This is a genomic window from Aliiroseovarius sp. YM-037 (assembly GCF_048060095.1).
Taxonomy (GTDB): domain Bacteria; phylum Pseudomonadota; class Alphaproteobacteria; order Rhodobacterales; family Rhodobacteraceae; genus JBLUOA01.
The window spans coordinates 157,694-177,634 of record NZ_JBLUOA010000002.1; the positions used below are offsets into that span (position 1 = coordinate 157,694).

16 protein-coding genes are annotated in these 19,941 nt (G+C 61.9%); 10 read left to right on the forward strand and 6 right to left on the reverse strand.

The features are described from left to right. Positions 1 to 26: 26 nt before the first annotated feature. Positions 27 to 2,120 (reverse strand): protein kinase domain-containing protein, encoded by a 2,094-nt coding sequence (locus ACEWPJ_RS11340; protein WP_416513180.1) that lies wholly within the window; start codon positions 2,118 to 2,120, stop codon positions 27 to 29. Between the two features lie 152 nt (positions 2,121 to 2,272). Between ACEWPJ_RS11340 and tssH the strand changes: the two genes are divergently transcribed. From tssH to ACEWPJ_RS11365, 5 genes are read left to right on the forward strand one after another with little or no spacing between them, the layout of a single operon-like run. Beyond that, complete coding sequence (gene tssH, locus ACEWPJ_RS11345; RefSeq protein ID WP_416513181.1) at positions 2,273 to 4,987, forward strand: type VI secretion system ATPase TssH; 2,715 nt, start codon at positions 2,273 to 2,275, stop codon at positions 4,985 to 4,987. A 39-nt stretch (positions 4,988 to 5,026) separates the two neighbouring features. Continuing rightward, entirely contained in the window at positions 5,027 to 6,115 is a 1,089-nt protein-coding gene (locus ACEWPJ_RS11350) for a DUF2169 family type VI secretion system accessory protein (protein WP_416513182.1), read from the forward strand. Next, positions 6,112 to 7,149 carry a beta-ketoacyl synthase N-terminal-like domain-containing protein gene (locus ACEWPJ_RS11355; protein ID WP_416513183.1) on the forward strand — a complete coding sequence of 346 codons (1,038 nt, stop codon included), beginning with the start codon at positions 6,112 to 6,114 and terminating at the stop codon, positions 7,147 to 7,149. The genes ACEWPJ_RS11350 and ACEWPJ_RS11355 overlap by 4 nt, the downstream gene beginning before the upstream one ends. Further along, entirely contained in the window at positions 7,149 to 8,147 is a 999-nt protein-coding gene (locus tag ACEWPJ_RS11360) for a DUF4150 domain-containing protein (RefSeq protein WP_416513184.1), read from the forward strand. Before ACEWPJ_RS11355 ends, ACEWPJ_RS11360 begins: the two co-directional genes overlap by 1 nt. 17 nt (positions 8,148 to 8,164) lie before the next feature. Next, the gene (locus ACEWPJ_RS11365) at positions 8,165 to 8,995 is read left to right on the forward strand and encodes a hypothetical protein (protein ID WP_416513185.1); all 831 of its coding nucleotides are present in this window, start codon (positions 8,165 to 8,167) and stop codon (positions 8,993 to 8,995) included. On the opposite strand, the gene ACEWPJ_RS11370 is transcribed toward ACEWPJ_RS11365, so the two are convergent. The 5 genes from ACEWPJ_RS11370 to ACEWPJ_RS11390 all read right to left on the reverse strand — a co-directional run bounded on the left by ACEWPJ_RS11370 (position 8,989) and on the right by ACEWPJ_RS11390 (position 13,890). Further along, positions 8,989 to 9,315 carry a hypothetical protein gene (locus tag ACEWPJ_RS11370; protein WP_416513186.1) on the reverse strand — a complete coding sequence of 109 codons (327 nt, stop codon included), beginning with the start codon at positions 9,313 to 9,315 and terminating at the stop codon, positions 8,989 to 8,991. The genes ACEWPJ_RS11365 and ACEWPJ_RS11370 overlap by 7 nt on opposite strands. A gap of 11 nt (positions 9,316 to 9,326) precedes the next feature. Beyond that, positions 9,327 to 9,749 carry a DUF6484 domain-containing protein gene (locus tag ACEWPJ_RS11375; RefSeq protein ID WP_416513187.1) on the reverse strand — a complete coding sequence of 141 codons (423 nt, stop codon included), beginning with the start codon at positions 9,747 to 9,749 and terminating at the stop codon, positions 9,327 to 9,329. A 62-nt stretch (positions 9,750 to 9,811) separates the two neighbouring features. Beyond that, positions 9,812 to 12,250, reverse strand: a complete 2,439-nt coding sequence (locus ACEWPJ_RS11380; RefSeq protein WP_416513188.1) for an ImcF-related family protein — start codon at positions 12,248 to 12,250, stop codon at positions 9,812 to 9,814. Next, positions 12,247 to 13,131 carry a M15 family metallopeptidase gene (locus ACEWPJ_RS11385; protein WP_416513189.1) on the reverse strand — a complete coding sequence of 295 codons (885 nt, stop codon included), beginning with the start codon at positions 13,129 to 13,131 and terminating at the stop codon, positions 12,247 to 12,249. The genes ACEWPJ_RS11380 and ACEWPJ_RS11385 overlap by 4 nt, the downstream gene beginning before the upstream one ends. A 3-nt stretch (positions 13,132 to 13,134) precedes the next feature. Beyond that, the gene (locus ACEWPJ_RS11390; RefSeq protein ID WP_416513190.1) at positions 13,135 to 13,890 is read right to left on the reverse strand and encodes a PP2C family protein-serine/threonine phosphatase; all 756 of its coding nucleotides are present in this window, start codon (positions 13,888 to 13,890) and stop codon (positions 13,135 to 13,137) included. A gap of 116 nt (positions 13,891 to 14,006) precedes the next feature. Between ACEWPJ_RS11390 and ACEWPJ_RS11395 the strand changes: the two genes are divergently transcribed. The 5 genes from ACEWPJ_RS11395 to ACEWPJ_RS11415 all read left to right on the forward strand — a co-directional run bounded on the left by ACEWPJ_RS11395 (position 14,007) and on the right by ACEWPJ_RS11415 (position 19,913). Then, positions 14,007 to 14,735, forward strand: a complete 729-nt coding sequence (locus ACEWPJ_RS11395; protein WP_416513191.1) for an OmpA family protein — start codon at positions 14,007 to 14,009, stop codon at positions 14,733 to 14,735. A gap of 82 nt (positions 14,736 to 14,817) precedes the next feature. After that, positions 14,818 to 15,096 (forward strand): hypothetical protein, encoded by a 279-nt coding sequence (locus ACEWPJ_RS11400; RefSeq protein WP_416513192.1) that lies wholly within the window; start codon positions 14,818 to 14,820, stop codon positions 15,094 to 15,096. A 14-nt stretch (positions 15,097 to 15,110) separates the two neighbouring features. Continuing rightward, positions 15,111 to 17,570: a caspase family protein gene (locus ACEWPJ_RS11405; RefSeq protein WP_416513193.1), complete on the forward strand. Its 2,460-nt coding sequence runs from the start codon at positions 15,111 to 15,113 to the stop codon at positions 17,568 to 17,570. 189 nt (positions 17,571 to 17,759) lie between these two features. Then, positions 17,760 to 19,205 (forward strand): caspase family protein, encoded by a 1,446-nt coding sequence (locus ACEWPJ_RS11410; protein ID WP_416513194.1) that lies wholly within the window; start codon positions 17,760 to 17,762, stop codon positions 19,203 to 19,205. A gap of 42 nt (positions 19,206 to 19,247) precedes the next feature. Further along, the gene (locus ACEWPJ_RS11415) at positions 19,248 to 19,913 is read left to right on the forward strand and encodes a hypothetical protein (protein ID WP_416513195.1); all 666 of its coding nucleotides are present in this window, start codon (positions 19,248 to 19,250) and stop codon (positions 19,911 to 19,913) included. The last annotated feature ends 28 nt before the right edge of the window (positions 19,914 to 19,941 follow it).

Below are 19,941 nucleotides of genomic sequence, written 5' to 3' on the forward strand. Positions count from 1 at the left end.
ACGATTCGTCCAATTTTTCGCTGCACTTAGGGCTGTGCATCAATGATGCGAGTCGCGACGCCAAGCACCTCGGTTTCGGGATCATTCATAACGTCGCTCAGGGCCGCCGCGACGGAGCCTGCACTTTCGACCGCAGGGCGGCGCGTATTGAACAGGCTGTCGCGGGTCAGGATCGCAACGATTTCGCTTTTTCCAAAGTCACCATCCGTGATCCGAAATGCGCGGAGCGTGTTGTCGGCAATGAACTCCTCGACCGAGTGCAAAACCCGGATCTGGCGAATGCCGCCGCGCACCTCGCCAAGTGCGCCGACATTGTGGCTCGTTTGGTTGAGGTTGGGCAGAATGTGATAAACTTCGCCATCCGTATCGACGATCAAAACCCAAAGCGATGCGTCCTCAATCCCGACGGGCACCTGAATTTCGGCAAGGGGATTTTCGCCAATGGTATAGACGCCGGACAGGTTCGCCTCTCCGGTTTCGCCCTTACCAAGCCAGATTGAGACGTTGGTGGATGGCCGCGCCGACACCGCATCGCGGATGGCGCAGATGTGGTCGTTCATCACGGTGGTTTCCAGTCGCAAGGTGCGGTCGCCGATCAACGGTTTCAGGACGGCCTCGATTCCGTCGGTATCGCTCGGCTCGGCGATGTTGCCGGTGATCGTGATGGTGTCGGTCAGGCCGTAAACGGCGGCGGGGCCGTCTGCGGTTTCAAGCGGCCCGCAACTGGCCGCGCCGTCAAGGTCGGGTTGAATGTCGGACGCAGACAGGCGCAGCGGCCCGGCGGCAAGGTCGACCGTCGCCTGAAAACCGGCCTCCGCCGCCCAATCGGACAGCGTGGTAGCGATCTGGTCCCGCGAGGGTGCATCCGGCGCGACGCCGCTGATGGCAAGGCGCATGTCGCTCGCCTCCGCTTCCCACCGCAACAGAGGGCGAAGCTGCGCGAACATCTCGGAAAGCCGCGTCGGCCATGCCGGATCGGGCAGCCCATCCGCCAATTTCGCAGCATCTTCAGGCGGTTGAACGCCGGTCACGTCGGCAAACGAAGCCCGCAACCGCGCAGCGGTGTCCGTGTCGGGCGCGTTGAACTCCAGCCGCGACACGCCTTCGGGATCATGCGCCGCGACTAGCCTGTAGGGGCTGGCGACCTCGAGCGGCGGAACGAAGAACCGATCAAGCGCTCCGCTGAAATAGGCACCCCCTCCGCCGACCATCAGCAGCAGAACCAGCGGCACCAGCCAGCGGGTCTTGCGACGGGTTTTCTGCTTTGCGGGTCGTTTGTCCCGTTCCGGTCGGTTCAAACGTTCATCCAACCACGATTGCACAGCCTTCGCGTCACGTGGACGCGCCGTAAGCTCTGGCGCGGTCAGCCAATCGATCAGTTCTTTCAACGGCTCCGGCACGCCTTCGGTATCCAGCGCGGCCTGCTTTCGGCGGATGATCTCACCCGGGGTGGCACCGCCAAACGGCACCTCTCCGCGCCACGCGGCCAGCAGCGACGCGCCGAGGCCGTATAGGTCGGATCGCGGCTCCGCCCGCCCCTCAAGCTGCTCTGGCGCGGCGTATTCATACTTTCCGGCGAAGTCATTGCCGACGATGGTGCGTGCGCCCGCCGCCGTGTCCTTGGCGATGCCAAAATCGATAATCACCGTCTTATCCGGGGCGCCATCTCGCAGGATCATGTTGTCAGGCGACAGGTCGCGGTGCACGATCCCGTGCGCATGAGTCGTCGCCAGCCCCTGCACCACTCGATGCGCGACGATCAACAGTTCGCGCACATCCATCCGTCGCGCCAGCATCAGATCGTTCAGCGACTCCCCGTCGATATAGTCCATGACCAGAACGACGTGGCCTTCATCCGTTCGCGTGCAGTCGGAATAGCGCACCACCGCATCGTTCACGATGTTGCGCATTTCCTCTTCGCGCTTCATCAACTCGATGTAGTCGGCATTGCCCGAATAACTGGCGTTCAGCGCCTTGATCGCCACCACCCGCCCGGTGATATCGTTGCGCGCGCGATAGACTTCCCCGGTGCCGCCACGTCCCAGCACCCCTTCGATATGATAGGTGTTGTTGAGGACCTGGCCGCGCGTGAAAATGTCGGATGGCAAGGCGTCGATCATCCACGGCACTCCGCAAAGCCGAACCAACCCTGACGCGAAAAAAGTCGCGTTAACGGCGGATTCCGATTAGGCTTACCTTACGGAAGTTTTTTGGAGCATTACAACAAGGAACATCGCACACCCCCAATTCATGTGAACGAGAGGAGCCCGCAATGGCCCAACGCGGATCACAGGAAACCGTGAAGCGGAAAGAGCTGGTAGGCAAACTCAATCCCCTTTGCCTGAAGGCGTTTTCCGCCGCCGCACAAGCGGCCAAGACGCGCGGCAACCCGTATGTTGAACTTGTGCATTTCGTCGCGGAGCTTAGCCGTGCGGAACGATCGGATTTCGACATCTTGCTGCGATGTGCCGATGTGGACGCGGATCGGCTTGAGGCGGACATCACTCGCGCGATCGACGACCTTCCGCATGGCGCGAGTTCGGTTGAGGAGTTCTCAGACCACATCTTTCGCGGGATTCAGGAAGGATGGAATCTCGGCTCTCTCGAATTTGGCGATGAAGCTGTGCGGTCGGCCTATGTCCTGCTTGGCGCGCTGCAAACTTCGGTGCTTGAGGCGCTGTTCTTCAAGATCAGTCTTGAGTTTGACAAGATTGATGTCGCTTCGATGCTTGGCCAGCTTGATGAGCTTTTGGTCGAGTCTCTCGAAGGGTCGGCTGATACCGAACCAAAGACGAAACCCAAACCCGGTGGGCAATCCGCGCTCGATCAATACGCGACCAACCTGACGGAGCGTGCGAAAGCGGGACAGATCGACCCGGTGGTGGGCCGCGACATGGAAATCCGCCAGATCGTCGATATCCTGATGCGGCGGCGGCAAAACAACCCGATCCTGACCGGTGAGGCCGGCGTCGGCAAAACCGCCGTCGTCGAAGGCTTCGCCCAACGGCTGGCCAAGGGCGACGTGCCGCCACAGCTTCGGGCGGTCGAACTTCATATGCTTGACGTCGGGTTGATGCAGGCGGGGGCATCGGTGAAGGGCGAGTTTGAAAAGCGCCTGAAAACCGTGATTGAAGAGGTCCAATCCTCAGACGTGCCGATCATCCTGTTCATTGATGAGGCGCATACGCTGATCGGCGCGGGCGGTGCCGCGGGAACAGGCGACGCCGCGAACCTGCTGAAACCCGCGCTTGCCCGGGGCGAGCTGCGCACCGTCGCCGCGACCACATGGGCCGAATACAAGGAACATATCGAAAAAGACCCGGCCCTGACCCGCCGCTTTCAGGTCGTGAAAATCGAAGAACCGTCCGAGGAGGGCGCCGTCCGCATGTGCCGGGGCGTCGCGGGGGTTCTTGAAAAGCATCACAAGGTCGAAATTCTGGATGAGGCGATTGAGGCGTCCGTCGCGCTGTCGCATCGCTACATCCCCTCGCGCCAATTGCCAGACAAGGCGATCAGCCTGCTCGACACGGCGTGCGCCCGTGTCGCCGTGTCCCAGCACGCCACCCCGGCCGAGGTCGAGGATACCGAGCGCCGCCTTGCCGCGCTTGAGATCGAACAGGGCATCGCGGAACGCGAGGCCGCCATCGGCATCGACACAACCGAACGGATGGTAGGCATCGACGCCGCATTGGCCGAAGCGAACGCCGACCTCGACGCCGCCCGCCTTCGCTGGGACGCAGAGAAAGAGTTGGTCGAAGATATCCTAGACCTGCGCGCCCAACTCCGCGACGCGGGGCAACCGCTGGACGACACTGGCGATGTCGGGGAAACCCCGCCGGAGGACGCTCCGGCAGAGGACGACGCCCCCAACGAACCCCAGCCGCTATCGCCTGAGGATCGCGCCAAGACCCTCACCCGACTGCAGGAACGCATGGCGGAGCTTGCGACGGCACAAGGTGAAACGCCCCTGATCTTGCCCTCGGTTGATCGCAACGCGGTCGCGTCGGTCGTGCAGGATTGGACCGGCATCCCCGCTGGGCGAATGCTTGCCAGCCAAACCGAACGCGCCCTGACGCTCGCCTCGATCCTTGGCGAACGCGTTGTGGGCCAAGATCACGCGATGGAGATGATCGCGAACCGCATCCAGACGTCCTTCGCCGGGCTGGGTGCGCCCGAAAAACCTGCGGGCGTCTTCCTGCTGTGCGGCCCCTCCGGCGTCGGCAAGACCGAAACCGCGCTGGCCCTCGCCGAAACGCTTTACGGCGGTGAGCAGAACCTCATCTCCATCAACATGAGCGAGTTTCAGGAGGCGCATACGGTCTCCACCCTCAAAGGCGCACCCCCCGGCTATGTCGGATACGGCAAGGGCGGCATCCTGACCGAAGCCGTGCGCCGCCGCCCCTACTCCGTCGTTCTGCTGGACGAGGTCGAAAAGGCCCACCCCGACGTGCACGAGATTTTCTTCCAGGTGTTCGACAAAGGCATGATGGATGACAGCGAAGGCCGCCGCATAGACTTCAAGAACACGCTGATCCTGCTGACCTCCAACGTCGGATCGGACGAGATAATGGCCCTGACCGAAGATGGCAAGACCCGCGCCGATCAGGATGAACTGACCGCCGGCCTGCGCGCGCCGCTTCTTCAGGTTTTCCCGCCCGCGCTGCTGGGGCGGCTGGTCACGATCCCCTACTACCCGCTGTCCGACGCGATGATCGAAGCCATTGCCGGGCACAAGCTAAGCTCTATCGCGCGGCGACTGGAGGAAGGCCACGGCGCGGAAATGGTCATCGGCAAGGGCACGATGGACGTGATCAAGGCCCGCTGCACCGAGATCGAAAGCGGCGGCCGCATGATCGACGCGATACTGACCAACACGCTGTTGCCGGAACTTAGCCGCCAAGTCCTGAACCGCCAGCTTGAGGGCCGAGAGGTAAATAAAGTGACCGTGACCGGCGATGATGCCGGTTTCAGCTACAAGATTGAATAGGCGGGAATTTTTCAAGTCGATTTGAGTGCGGGACGCCCTATGCAGATCTACAACCAGACGCGATATGTCAGCGAATTCACCCAAGGGATGGACCCGGCGGGCCGTGAATTCCTGTCGCTCGTCGTGAAGGGCACGTTCGATTTTCCTGACACCCCGCAAGACCGCCCCCGCGCTTGCAAGGAACAGCGCCCGCCTGTCATGGCGGATGAATTCACCGGGGAGCCGGGGTTTTCCGCGACCCTCTGGGAAACCGATTTCGCCTTTCGCAAACACCGCTGCGACGTGATCCTGCAAGGGGCGGCCCACGCACCCGGCGGCAAACCGGCAGAGAAGGTGCGTGTCGGGCTGAAGGTGGGCGGCTGGTCAAAAACCATCGACGTTCTGGGCCATCGGGAATGGCGCAATGTCGGCCCAAAGGCGGTCGCGACCCGACCGCAACAATTCGTCCGCCAACCATTCAGTTACGACACCGCGTTTGGCGGGCCAGACCGGCTCGACCCCGACAACGACAAGCCCGATGTCTATCGCCCGAACCCGGTCGGCAGGGGCTGGTCCGACGGGCGTAACCCGGACCGGCTGCCGGGGTTGCCGCTGCCCAATACGCAGATGCCCGATGAAGACGTCCGCTCGCCCTATGGCACCTATCGCCCGGCTGCATTCGGTCCGATCGGGCGCGGCTGGCCGCAGCGGCTGAAATACGGCGGCACCTACGATCAGAACTGGATCGACAATATCTTTCCGTTCCTGCCGCCGGATTTCGACGAACGCTATTACCAGTCCGCCCCCGAAGATCAGCAGATCGACCCGCCCGCCACCGGGGCCGAGGTCGTGATCGTCAACCTGAGCCACAATGGGCGCGAGGCCTTCCGCCTGCCCGAAACCAATCTGCCAATCACCGTCTTTCGTCGCCGCGACATCGTGTTTGAAAAGACTGTCCGCCCCGATACCCTGACCTTCGACACCGAGGCGCGGGTCTTTTCAATGGTCTGGCGCATCGACGTGCCGATCCTTCGCATCATTACCGAATTTACCGAGGCATGGATCGGCGCCCCAACCCGCGCGATGGAACGGGCGCGAGCCACCGGCAAGACCTACATCCGCCGACCCGCATTGCAGGAGTCCGCATGACTGGCACCCTCAGCATACGGGCGGCGGGGATGGTCACGGCTGTCGGGCTTGACGCCGCATCGTCTTGCGCGGCGATGCGCGGGCGGCTCGACGGGTTTCAGGAAACCCGGTTTCTGGGCAGCGGCGGCGACTGGCAAGTGGGCGCACCCGTGCCCCTGCCCCGAAACTGGATCGGCGTGAAACGCCTTGCCCACCTCGCCGCCGGTGCGCTGCACGACATCTACCGGAAAGTGCCCGAAGCCCGTGGCGACGCCGCCCTGATCCTCTGCGTCGCCGAACCAGACCGTCCCGGCAACCTGACCGGGGACGGCGACGGACTGGCCAAGCTTATCCTCAAAATCCTCGACTTGCCGCAGCATACCAATGTCCGGGTGATCGCCCATGGTCGCCCCTCCGGCCTCGTCGCGCTGGATCAGGCGCGGCGGATGTTATCGCGCGGTGACGCCGAGCGCGTTCTGATCCTTGGCGTCGATAGCTACCTGACGACGCTCACCATCGCGCATTACCTCGCCGAACAACGGCTGCTGACCCCCGACAACGCCAACGGCTTCATCCCGTCAGAGGCCGCAGCCGCCGTGCTGGTCGAACGCGGCGACGAAGGCCCGCTGGTCCTGACCGGCCTCGGCCTGTCCCGCGAAGAGGCGTCGATCTACAACGGCCGGGGCGAAGACGGCACCCACCTTCCCCTGCGCGGCGACGGCATGACCGCCGCCTATCGAACCGCACTGGACGAAGCGGGCGTCGACCTCGCCACCATCGACTACCGCATCTCCGACCTGATCGGAGAGCAGTATTTCTTCAGGCAAACCGCGCTCGCCGCCCTCCGGCTTGAGCGTGGCCGCAGCGAGTTCCAGGACCTGTGGAGCCCGGGTGAGAACGTCGGCAATATCGGTGCCGCCGTCGTCCCCGCCATGATCGGCATGGCCCTGACCGCCGCCGAGAAAACCTACTCTGGCGGCTCCCCGCTCCTTGTCGAAGCATCGGGCGACGACGGCGCCTGCGGCGCGGCAGTCTTCCACGAAAGGGCGGCGTGATGGGGGGCGTGTTTGCCAACGGGCTGGAGATCTCCGGCAAAGCCGTCAGCGCCAAGACGATCGCTGCATTCCCCGACGTCTGCATGACACCGCCAGAGAACCCCGCAACACCGCCAGGCGTCCCGGTGCCCTATCCGAATTTCGCGATGGCGGGGGACACCGAGAAAGGGACAAGCACGGTCTTCATCAAGGGGAAGACGGTAAACCTGAAGAACAAGTCGGATATGTCGAAGACGTCAGGTGACGAGGCCGGGTGCGCGGCGAAGAAGGGGGTCGTCACCTCGAAGAACATGGGCAAGTCCTACTTCAACTCATGGTCGAACGATGTGAAGTTTGATGGTGAGCCGGTTGTGCGCATGTCGGACGTGACGACGAACAACCATGCCTCACCGGTGGGGAACGTGTGCCCGTGGCCTCACATGGCAAAAGTCCAGGCTGTATGGGACGATTGTGAAACCATTTTTGTCGATCTGAAAGTCCACAAGCACGGCAACAGCCCATGCGACAGTGCGACCGAAGAATCTGACCACATCATGCAAAATGCTTACTTTACTACAGGTAAGCGCATCAAAAGACTCTCCGCATCAACGGGACTACCGAAGGTTGTGCCTGGTTCCCGGAACCATTACCGCCGAGGTTGGGGTAAGAGCGACAAGAGACCGGGGTATACCTGCGGAGACGCTCCTGCGATGTGTCTCGAAAAACAAACTGGTAACGGCACCGCGCACGATCTGAAAACAACGAAGCAAAAAGGACAGGCAGCGGCCAACCGCGCGGCTGGAGCCAAAACCATTCCGTTCAGTCAAGCCAAAGAAGAATCCATGGATGCGATGGTTGCGAGCGGCGATGTGGACAAGCCGTCGGATGCGTATGATTGTCTAGAAGCCTTGATCCAGGCATATTTCGAGGAGGCGGCAAGCTGCGGACCTGCGGCGTTGAACAAAAAGAAATGCCGGGTGCCCGGTGTAGTTCCCAAGGCGATATTGGATAAAACATGATAAACGCTTGCATCGGGTTGGAATTTCGTAATGGAAGTGACCTTTATGTACTCACAAACCACGAGGATGGAGAGTATACCGAGTCGCGGATCTTCTCCTACAATGTTGAGACTGGGGATATCTCTCCGTACTTTATATTTGAAAACTGGATAAAAAGGTTTCGTATTCTCGGGGACAAGAAAGTCTATGCGTCCCAATGGGACGACGCACTCTACATGACAAGCGAGACGGAGGATGAAGAGCATCACTTCACGATCAAGTGTATTACGGCATTCGATATCCTTGATTCCGGTGACGTTGTGTTGGTCGGGCTAGACGGAAAGGCGGCGCGTCTGACCAAGGAAGGTAAGCCGAGCACCATACAAACCGGGCTGACGGGGGATATCCTGAACTGCAAGGCAGTTGGTTCAGAAGTCTACTTTTGCGGTGCGAAGGGACTATTCGGAAAAATCCAAGATTTGAAGAAAGCGACCAAAATCGAACTCGGCACTAATCGCTTTCTGACTGCTCTTGAAACCAATTCGGATATGTCGAAATTGCTGGTCAGCGGTCGCGGTATTCTTCTCGAGATCGAAGACGGCGAGTTAAAGGAAATCGCGAGGGATATCGACTTCTACGAAAGCACCGAAATCGAAGGGGTTTGGTATGTCACAGCAGGCACTGACGGGCTGTTTCGCGTGGTGCGTGACGAGTTGGAGCGCGTCTCGGCCATTCCCGGATACTGTATTGCAAAGACAGATGGTGCCATAGCAATCGGTGGTTTGGACGCCTTCACGATCCTTCGTGATGGCGTAGAAACGACTATCAAACTGGATCGAAATGTTCTTGAGAAAATCCACGTTTACTGACTGGTTTCGCCCAAATACCCCCTGACCTTCTCCAGATCCAACTCCACCACCTTCAACCCCTCCGCCCCCGGCTGGAGCATCCTGAGAACAAACAGCTCCCCGGCTTCAGGATATTCCGCATACCTCTCCTCGGCGATCTCCAGACCCTCGGCACCGGCCACGCGCAGGCCGTCGAGGTGCGCCTCAAGCCGTTCCACCACGCGGGCGATGCGGGTTTCGTCCATCTCCTCGTTCTCGTCGGGGTAGAGCAGCGCGCGGTCGTAGATCGTCCAGAGGAACGCCGCCTGTTCCGCGTGCTGGCGAACGATGTCCTTCAGCACCGGAACCGTCATCAGTTCAGGTTCACCGACCCGCCGCGGATGCGGTTGGCGGCCGAGGCGTGGCTGACCAGGTAGGTGCCGCGGATGGTGATGTGGCCATCCTTCTCCATGATGATCGACGCCTTTCCGACGCGCAGTTCGATGCGCTCCTGCCCGGTGACGGACACGCGTTCGCCGTCGCGGATGACATGGGGGGTGTCGTCCTTGGTTTCGGGTTCGACGATGCGGCCGATAATCAGCGGGCGTTCAAGGTCGCCATCCTCGAACAGCAGCGCGACCTCGGCCCCGGCATCATCGCTGCCCAGCGGGACGAGGCTGCGCGCGGCGATTGCGTGATCCTTTGGATTGCCGGCGAAAACAACCAGTGGGCGGCTGTCTTCCAGCCCCAGCATGACGCCGATGACAACGCCGTCGATCCGCTCTTTCGTTTCCATGTTGTCGCCCGGATTACCTGTGTAAAGTATTCCACACTCTCGCAGATTCTCCAAACGCCGCGCTAAAGCGCCGCTGGGCAGACAAAGCCAAGCAGGAGCGCGCGGCGCGACAGCGGATTGGCGGGTCCGTCAAAGACGACCTCAACGAAAACCCGGCCGCCGCTGGCGCGCAGATCGACCAGAAAGCGCCGCCCGCCATCTCGCGCGCGAAGACGCACACCGTCAAATAGCCGGATCATGCCCCACGCGCCGGGTTCGGCCAGGGTCGCGGAGTCCGCACCCGCGCTGAGTGAGACCGAGATACCCAGATGCGGCGCGGCCCCCGGCCAGATCAGATCGGCAGGCTCCGCCGTGGCGCTAAGCGCGACTTCGGTGCCCCCGATGTTCATAAACGCCTGCCCACGTTCTGCGAGCGTTGCGACACGCATCCGTTGGCTTAAGGCGTCCGAGCCGCCGAAATACGCCTCCGATATCGCCATCGCGCGCTGGAAAAACACGGCGGATTCTGGCGACAGGCCGGAGAACCGCGCTTCGGGCCGCCAGCGCCATTCTTCGCCTTCGCGGTCGATCAGCGGCTCTAGCTGCGTGCGGAAAAAGCGGGGGAGTCGACCGTCAGCGCCGAACAGGTCCGTGAAACCTGCGATATCGCTATCGGGGCCACCAGCAACAAAGGGAAACTGCCCCTCGGTGATCGCACGGCATTCCGGGAAAATGCCCCGTTGCCACAGCCGGGTCAGCGGGTTGGAAATCGAATCCGCATGAACGGCGGCGGATTGCGCCAACACATCCTCGACGATCTGCACGACGACCGTCGGTGCTTGGCGCAGGGCGGCGACGGATTGCCCCCGTTCTTGCACGTTCATCAACTGCTGCATCCGGGTGTCGTTCCGCTGATCCATCGCCCCCAGGGCAACGTTCAGCGCCCCGAACAGCTTGGCGATGTCGCGCATTTGGCCCTGTTCGACATACTGGATCATTGGGCCGAAACTTGTCGCGAGCGAAATCTGCTGCGGGTGGCTGCGAAGACGGTCGGCTCCGCCGACCTGCTGCCACACCTCCTTCAGCAGCGCTGGAAGCGGTGAATCACGCTGCGACAGACGGCCTGATATCAGAACCGCCGTATCGTTGTCGGTGAACGGATGGACGCGCAGATCGGCAAGCAGCGCCTTCCACTCCGCAACCGTTTGGCGGTGGAGTTGTTCGAGCACAAGGTCAGGCGCGTTGTTGACCTGAGCGGGGGGTTCGGGGAACAGACGCGCGGCTTCCTCCCGCGCTTTTTGCACGGCGAGGCCCGCGCCGGTTGTGCGGGCGTGGTTCCAGCCTGCGGTGGTGTAAAGGCCCGCAATCGGGGCGGTCAGGGGTTGGCCCGAGCGGCGTTGGAAGATCTGGTCGAGGTCGGGCGCGACGCGATCGCCCCGCCACGGGCCAAGCGCACGCACGGCGTCTGATCGGGTCAGCTCCAGAAATGCGCGCTCCGGTTCGCTGGCCTCAGCAGAAAATTCCAGCGCCTGGGTCATCAGCAACGGGTCCGGTTGTTGCAGATTGGCCTGCGCCCCCGAAAGCGCTGAGACATGCCGCGCAAGGCCTGCGAATTCGGGCAAGCTCTCCTCCCGCGCCTCAAGCCAGCCTGCCAGAAAACTGGGCGTCCAACCCGATTGCCCGGTCAGAATTGCCCATGTCCTGAGGGTGCCGTAAAGCCGCAACCCGTCGCCTTCCTGCGCGATTGCGTCGTCCACCGCGCGGGCGATGGCGGCGGGCACGGTCCGGTCCGCAGCGTCACCATAGGCCGCCGCCGCTCGTGCGCCCGCGTCGTAGCGCAGCACGCCCGAAACACCGGGAAGCGGTGATTTCTCCGCCGCGCGGATGGCACGTTCGGCGCTGCTTGCGACCCGGTCGAGCGTCGCAGAAAGATCGGCGGGTTGAAGCGCTGGCGTCACGTGGCTGATCGCCGCCTCTGTATCGAAACTTGCCAACAATTTCGCGTGGTAGCGATAGTCGAGAAAGATGGCATACCCGCCGAGCGCCGCACAAAACCCGACGACCGCCAGTGCTGCAAACAACGGCCATCGGCTGCGCGTTCGGCGCAGCGTTGGGCTGTCCGCTTCCAAACGCTCCAGCAGCATCGTTAGAAACTGCGCCAGATCGCGGAATTCAGGGCCGGAGGACTCTGCCGTGTCGCGAAATCCGCGAAGCCGTGCGACGTTCATCTCTCGCCCGTCAAACAGCATCGGATGCGCGCCGGAAGACCACGTTTTCAAATTAATCCGCCGATTCCGCCGCGCCGCCTGGTCAATGACGACGGCCAGCGCGTATCGGGCGGGGGGGATAGTGCTGGAGAGCGCTCCGTCCCGCACTGCACGTTCCGCGAAGGTCGCCAATAGCTCCGCCGCGTCGGCCAATAGCGCCTTTTCGTCCGGACGGCGGGCCTTTTTCAGTGTTTCGGCGAAATGCAACAGCGGGCGCGCCAGCCCGGCGAACCGCCCCGGAGCGCGCTGCGTCATTCCGCGCCCGGGGTCAGCAGCCCCTCCGCCTGCCAGCGGCGCAGCGTTTCGACACCGACCTCGAAATGCATCGAATCCTCGCGGTTATAAGTCGCGCCCCAATACCAGCCTTCGTCGTTGAAATATTCCGCAAGGATCAGCAGTCCGAACTGCGTCCCACCATCCGCGAACCGGTCGAGCACGCCTTCCAGCTTGATGTCAATCGCGGTGCCCCAGCTATGGTTCGACACGGACCGCGATGACCCCCGGATTAGCCGCGCACATAACGCGCCCGCGGTGCCGACCTTGGCGTGAATATCGGGGTCCGACGCCTCCAACCGCGCCATGATCCGTTCGAGGGACTCAATCGCGGGCTGGATCATCGTCACCCGGATATTCGCGACTTGTGCGGTCTTAAGCAGCCCTTTCAAATTCGGGTTCGTGACCGGCTGGCAATCGGTGCCGTAGCTGCTGCGCGGCGGGCCGAGGATTTCGTGCATCACACGATTGTTCGGCTGTGAAACGCCGGTGTTGAAACGCGCCTTGGCCAGCTGCATTTCTTCGGTCAGTTCCTCGGTCTCACCGTGGTCAAACAGGACCACGGGAACATCCCCAGACGGCGTGGCAATCGGCACATTGCTTTGGGCGGTGGGGGCACGGTTCGCAACCAGTGACAGATCCTCACGTAGCGTGGCGATATCGGCCCGGACCTGCGAAAGCTCTGTTTCCAAAGCGCGGGCCTTTTCCTGCCATTCGACGGCCTCAGCCTCCAGCCGTTGCAGGCGAAGGTCAGTGCCGCCGTCGGCGGTCTGCAACAGCGCGCCGACCACTGAAAACGCGATGGCCGCCACGACCATCCCGATGGCGATAATCAATGCGCCCGCGATCTGGCCCGGCGACATCGCTTAACCCGCCCCGACGAAAACGGTGATGACCGACACATTGTCGGGGGCGCCCCGTCGCAACGCCTCATCAATCAGCGATTTGCAGGCGGTGCTGGGGTTCCGGGCGTCGTTCAGTAGTGCGGCAATGGTCTGTTCGTGGACGCAAGCGGTCAGCCCGTCACTGCAAAGCAGCAGCCAGTCGCCGGCGATCAGCGGAACCGCGCGGTGATCGACCTCAATCCGTTCATCGCCACCTATGGCCCGCGTGACCACATGGCGTTCCGGGTGGTGCGGTGCATCCTCCTGCCGCAAAAGCCCATCATCGACGAGGTCCTGCACAACCGTATGATCCCGCGTCAAAAGCCTGAGTTGCCCCGCCCGCATCAGATAAGCTCGGCTGTCGCCGACCCACGACACTTGCGCCATCGCGTTGTGTATCTGGACAACCACGACGGTAGACCCAAGCGCCCGCATTTCCTTCTGCCGCGCGGTCTTGCGGATGTCGCTGTTAGCCTGCCCCAGCGCGGTCGTAACCTGCGCCTTCAAATCACCATCATCGGGCAGCGTCACCAGATGGTTGATCACCGTCTCCGACGCCAGATCGCCGTGGCCATAGCCGCCCATCCCATCGGCAATCGCCCAGATCGCACCTTCTGGATCGGTCAGGATCGTGTCTTCATTCTCGGCCCGCACTTGCCCCGGATGGGTCAGCCCCGCCCCGAAAACACCGGGCGGCGTTCCACTGTGGATCGGGATAATGGTGGTCGGAGAATTCATTGACCGCATAAAGCCCCTGTTTGATCGGCGCCGCCGTACCCGCAGTGGCACATTGAACGGATGTCCATAATACAGTAGAATAGCTTACATATTAATTGTTTTTTGACGGCGTACCGATGACGAGACTGGCGATATTCGCCCTGTGCTTGTCCGGGTTGGCGGTCGTGTCGCAGGCTCAGGCACAGGATTATACCAGCGAAGAGCTTATCGAGCTTTTCGAAGCCCAGAGGGATGCCTTCACCGAAGTGCGCACCACCGGGCAGTCGCAAACCCGCGGCCTTTCGATCGTCACGGTCGACGATCTGCAAACCGATCCCGACATCAATACTGATACAGTTGCCCTTGATGGCCTGACCCCCGAAACCCCCAGCACCGACGCAACAGAACTGCAGCCGCTCCAACCCCTCGCGCCCGACACTGGCACGACGGAAGTTGCAACGGTTGTTGCTGGGGTCGAGGATAACGCAACGCCGGGTGTGACCCCCGTGGCGTTCGGAAAACTCGCGCCGGAGTTGCAGGTGAATGTTCGGATCGAATTTGACTTCGACTCCGCCGTGGTTGCGGATGCGCAGAAGCCGAAACTGTTGCAGCTTTGCGAGGCGATGCAGGCTGCGGATGTAAAACTGTTCCGTATTGCCGGGCACACCGACACGTCCGGCACCGATGCCTATAACGAAAGCCTATCGTTGTTGCGGGCCGAGGAAGTCATGCGCTTTCTGGTCGGCGAATGCGGTATAGCCGAAAACCGTCTGGAAGCCATCGGAATGGGCGAACGCTTTCCCTACAACACCGACGTTCCTAAAGCCCCGGAAAACCGCCGGGTGGAATTCCAAGCACTTAGCTAACGACGGGGCGGGCCGATGTGCAGACCGCCAGAAACAATGCTGCGCCAATACGACCGAATTGATTGTCGATAGGAGAGTTTTGATGCCTGCCAGATTGCTGAAGTCTTGTGTTGTCGTTCCATTTCTCGGGCTGGGTCTGTCCGGCTGTCTGGAAACACCGCCACCGGAACAACCACCAGCACCTGTTGTCCAGGCCCCCGCACCAGCCCCTGTCGCGGCCCGCCGGGTCGCTGCACCGGCACCGGCAGCTTCAACGCCCGCAGCCGCGCCGACGGCTCCGGCTGAACCTGCTGCGGTCAATCCTCTGCTGCTTCCTGAAATCGGCGGCGATGGCGGCGAAGGTGGTGGCGGCGGCTGGTAAAGGGGCGACCTGACATGCTGAAATCCATTCTCGGACGAACACTCGGCGCAGCTGCGCTGGCCTTGTTCATGTGCCCGGCCACGGTCAGCGCACAGCAATCGCAGTTCCTTGATACGATCATCCGGGGTGGCAACGCGCCCGGCCTTACCGGGCGCAGCATCGACCTTAGCGCACGTGCCACAAACCGCTACGCCATCGTGATCGGCAACGGGAATTACAGCGACGCGCCCTCACTAAAAAACGCTGTTGCCGACGCGCGGCTGGTCGCGGATTTCCTCAAGCTTCAGGGCTATGAGGTCAAGGAACACTACGACACCAGCAAGCGCGACTTCGAGGAAATCCTGCGACGCGCCCTGTTCGACATCTCCGAGGATTCTGAAGTCGTGGTTTACTACGCCGGGCACGGGTTTCAGATCGGGTCGGACAATTACATCGTCCCGGTCGATGCGAATTTCGATACCGCCTATGATGTGCCATTTGAAACGGTTTCCCTCGGCAGCCTCGTGTCGATCATCGGCGCGCGGGCGCGGGTGCAGACTGTGATCTTGGACAGTTGCCGCGATAATCCCTTCGCCGGCAGCAGCGCGATAACCCGGATCGGGAATGAACTCCGCGAAAGCGAAACCGGGTTTGCCACGCTCGCCGCCCCGGTCAATTCGCTGCTGGTCTATTCGACCTCGCCGGGGGCAGTCGCCTATGATGGCGACGGCGAAAACAGCCCCTTCACCAGCGCCTTTATTGAGGTCGCTGCCGAAGCCCCCGAACAGTCTGTGAACGAACTATTCGACCGGGTCCGACGGCTGGTCTACCAGCGCACCGAGGGCCGTCAGGTGCCTTGGGAAAGCTCAACTCTCGTCGAAAGCGTCAGTTTTCATTCCGAACCGGTCGAGATTACGACGCCGACCGACTCAGGCTCCGACGGCGGGGAAACCCGCGGGCTAACGCCGATTTCCGCGAACGTCCTCACCGCAACCCAAATCTCGGTGAATGCCGAGGCTGACCATGTCATCGGCGCGGCCCTTGAACGCGAAATTAACCTTGGAGCTGCGCTGGCCGAAGCGCTCACTCCGGCACCGGGCGATCAGTTCCGGATCATCGCGCCGCCTTCAAACGGCCGCCTCGCGCTCAGCGTTCCGGGTAGCACACAGACCCGGCCCGCCAGCGGCACTCTGACCACGGACGATCTGGCTAACCTCGTCTTCATCAGCGAATTTCAGCAGCAAAGCGGGCTTTCCTATGACGGCCAACCCTTGCTCGACACGGTGCAAATCGAAACGGGCGGCCAGCCAAAAACCATCGGATTGGAACTGCGCCCCTTCGCTTGTGATGTCGAAGCGGGTGATTACCTCGACCCGGACGGCACCGTTTTCGCGCGCTTCCCGAATGAAATCGTGCCCGAAGACGCGCTGAACGCCTGCCAGACCGATGTCGGCAATTACCCTGAAAATGGCCGCTTTCGCTATCAACTGGGCCGCGCCCTGACCAGCCTGCGCCGCTTTGACGAAGCACAGGCCGAATACGAACGCGCCCGCGATCTTGGCCATGTCCGCGCTTGGAACGCCCTTGGCGATGCGATCTCTGACAGCGTTCGCGAAACTGGCGGGGCCGCCCAGATTGAAGCGTCGGAAGAGGCGCTCGCCCACTACGCCGCTGGCGTCGAACGCGGCGATCCCTACGCCTATTATTCACTTGGCCGAGAGTTGATGCGCCACGAAACCGACCCCGAACGGCAAATCCAAGGCTACGACCTGATGATGCGTGCGCTTGAGGTCGGGCATACCTTCGCGATGAATGAGCTTGGGTATTTCTACCTCGATAGCGACAGCAAATATTATGAGCCTGAGCGTGGGTTGCGTTACTTACGCGAAAGTGCAGCGCGCGATGACATCTATGGGTTCAACAACATGGGCCTTGTCTACCTTAACGGCATGGGCGGTGTGACGCCCGACATGGCCGAGGCGCAGGAGTGGTTCGAAAAGGCCGCCAATGGCGGGCACCCGATCGCCCCGGCAAACCTTGGCCGCATGTATATGCGCGGCACGGCGGTTGAAGGCACCGACCTTGCCAAAGCGGTTGAATGGTTCGACATCGGCCTTGCCCGTGGCGACGCCTGGGCGGGCACCAATGTCGGCTTCCTGCTGGCCAGGAATGAAGTCCCCGGCCTGACCCGGGCCGATGGTGTGTTGCGCGCTGCCAAGGCCGCCGCCCTGCGCCATCCCGAAGCGGTCGCCGAAGCGCGCCGCCTGCTTGACGCCCTGCCCGCCAGCGATGTTGACGCTGGAACGCAAGCGCTGATGAACGAACTCGGTGCCGATCTGGTGGTCGACGGCGCGTTTGGCGAACAAAGCCAGCAGATGCTGAACGACATGCTATCCGCAAGCGGCGCGACCCCGCCCGAGGACCGGGTCGAACGGCTGATCGCGCTGGCCCGCGTCTTTTGGGAATCCTCGCCCTTTCGCGTTGATCTTTACTGAGCGCCACGAAATAGCGGCCGGCCCGTTTTCGTGCTATGATTGTATGTATTGAAGGTTAAGTCTTTTCTGGGTTGGAGTTTTCCGGTGTTCGTCGGAACGTCCGTTTCACATCAAAAAAGCCCTGTCTTTGGCAATTGCCCTGCCAAGGCATGCCGCCTGCGATCCCTAGGTCTGATCGCCGCGCTTCTAATGCTGATCCCCGCCGCCGCGACCGCTGCGGACCGCGTGGCGCTGGTTGTGGGCATGTCCGACTACAAACACATCCCCGCCCTCGACAACACGCTGAACGATGCGCGCGGGCTGGCTGAGACGCTCGAAGATATCGACTTTGACGTGACACTGGCCCTCGACACGCCATTGGCGGAACTTTCCGGCATCCTCGGAGATTTTGCCTTCAAAGCCGAAACATCCGAACTCGCGCTGGTTTATTTCGCGGGTCATGGGGTCGAGGTGCAGGGCGAAAACTTCCTGATCCCGATTGATGCGAACGTCCAATCCAACGCGGATGTGCAGCGGCAGTCTGTTTCGCTCGACCAACTGCTCGCCACCGTGGAACGCGCCCGGAAGATGCGGATCGTTATCCTTGACTCCTGCCGTGATAATCCATTGGGGGATCTTATCGACCTGACCTCCGCTGATACCGACGGCACTGCGGAAGCGTCAGGCGGCGGCCTCGCCCCCGCCTCCCCTGATCGCGGGCTTCTTGTTGCCTATGCTGCGAAGGACGGACAGGTCGCACTTGATGGCAGCGGCGACAACAGCCCCTATGCCACGGCGTTGATGGAGCGGCTGCCGGAACCCGGCCTCGAAATCAGTCTGATGTTTAGGCAGGTCCGCGATATGGTGCTGCAAACCACCGGAAACCGGCAAGAACCGCATACCTACGGATCGCTCAGCGGCGTGCCCTTCTACCTCGCCGGGGCGGCTGAGGGTCAGGAAGATGTCATCGCCGAAGACCGCAGCGTTGCATGGTCGACCCTGCGGCCTGAGCAGGAAGAACAGTTGCTTGCCCTCGCAGACACGGGCGACACGCGATCGATGTTGGGGCTGGCCTATATGCGCCTCAACCCGAATGTGAACACCTTCGACCCGGAATCCGCCGTCGGCTACCTGACCCGCGCCGCCGAAGCGGGTGCGCCCGAGGCGCAGTTCGAACTCGCCAAGCTCTACGAACGCGGTATCGGGGTGGAACCTGACCCCGCCCGAGCGTTGGAGCTTTATCGCGCCGCCGCCGAACAGGATTTTGCCGACGCGATCAATGATCTTGGGTTTTTCCATCACCAAGGCTCGCTGGGATTGATCCCAGACCCGCAGCGCGCCCTGACCTTCTTTGAACGCGCCGCTGACCTTCGGCATCCGCAGGCGCAGTTTAACTTCGCGGCCCTGATCGACGACGGGCTGATCCCATCGAAGGGGCCGGAGGACGCTGCGGGTTATCTGTATCAGGCGCTAAGGTCCGGCAGCATCGACGTGCTGAACCTGCTGACGGAACGCCCGACCATGTTCAAAACCGAAACCCGCCGCGCCTTGCAGGCCGAACTGCAAACGCACGGGTTCTACGACGGCGGCCTCGACGGGCAGATCGGCCCCGGAAGCATAACAGCGATCCGCCGGGCGTTCGGTTTGGAGGGGTAAAGCCGCCACCACCCGACGCCCAAAACGCCACAGGAGATCGATATGACACCGCTATTGAAATCCCGTTCCCTGCTCCGCGCCGCTGTGATCCTAAAGATCGTCTTAGTCGTCATCCTGTGTTCGGGTGCCCCGGTGATGGCGCAAGATGGTCAAGGACGATCTGATCCGCCAACCGGTGATGAAGACGATAACTACCGCCCCCCGCCCGGCACCGATGGGCTGGGTGTCATTCTGTCTCCGTTGCCCGACAATCTCAGGAACGTCCCGACCAACGTGATCGTCAAAGCCTTGAACGAAGTGCAGGATTTCTGCCGCAGGATTGAGCCGAAAGAATATCAAATCGACTGCCTCGCCGAACGGCTAGAGGCGACGGCGCGCAGCCTGCCGACCACGGGTGAATACGCCGATGTCCGCAGCGCAATTCTGGAGGCGTCGGAACGGCTGGCGGCGGTCGCTCGCAGAAACCGCAGCCCGTCGCTCCCCGCCGCGACGGCCCGCGCCGCAAACAACCCGACCCGCACGACATCCCGTCCGCTGGTGCCAGTTGCATCCGAACGGCTCGCCGCCGCAAATCGACAGGCCACCGCGATTATTGAAGAGGCCGAAACCACCCTCCTCCGTTCTGCCGAAAGCCCCGAAAACCGGATGAGCCATTATCAAAGGATCGCCGCCGCTGTCGGATCGAACAAAGTGCTGCTGCGATCCTAAGGCCCACCCGTAATGTCCGCTGGCCTCC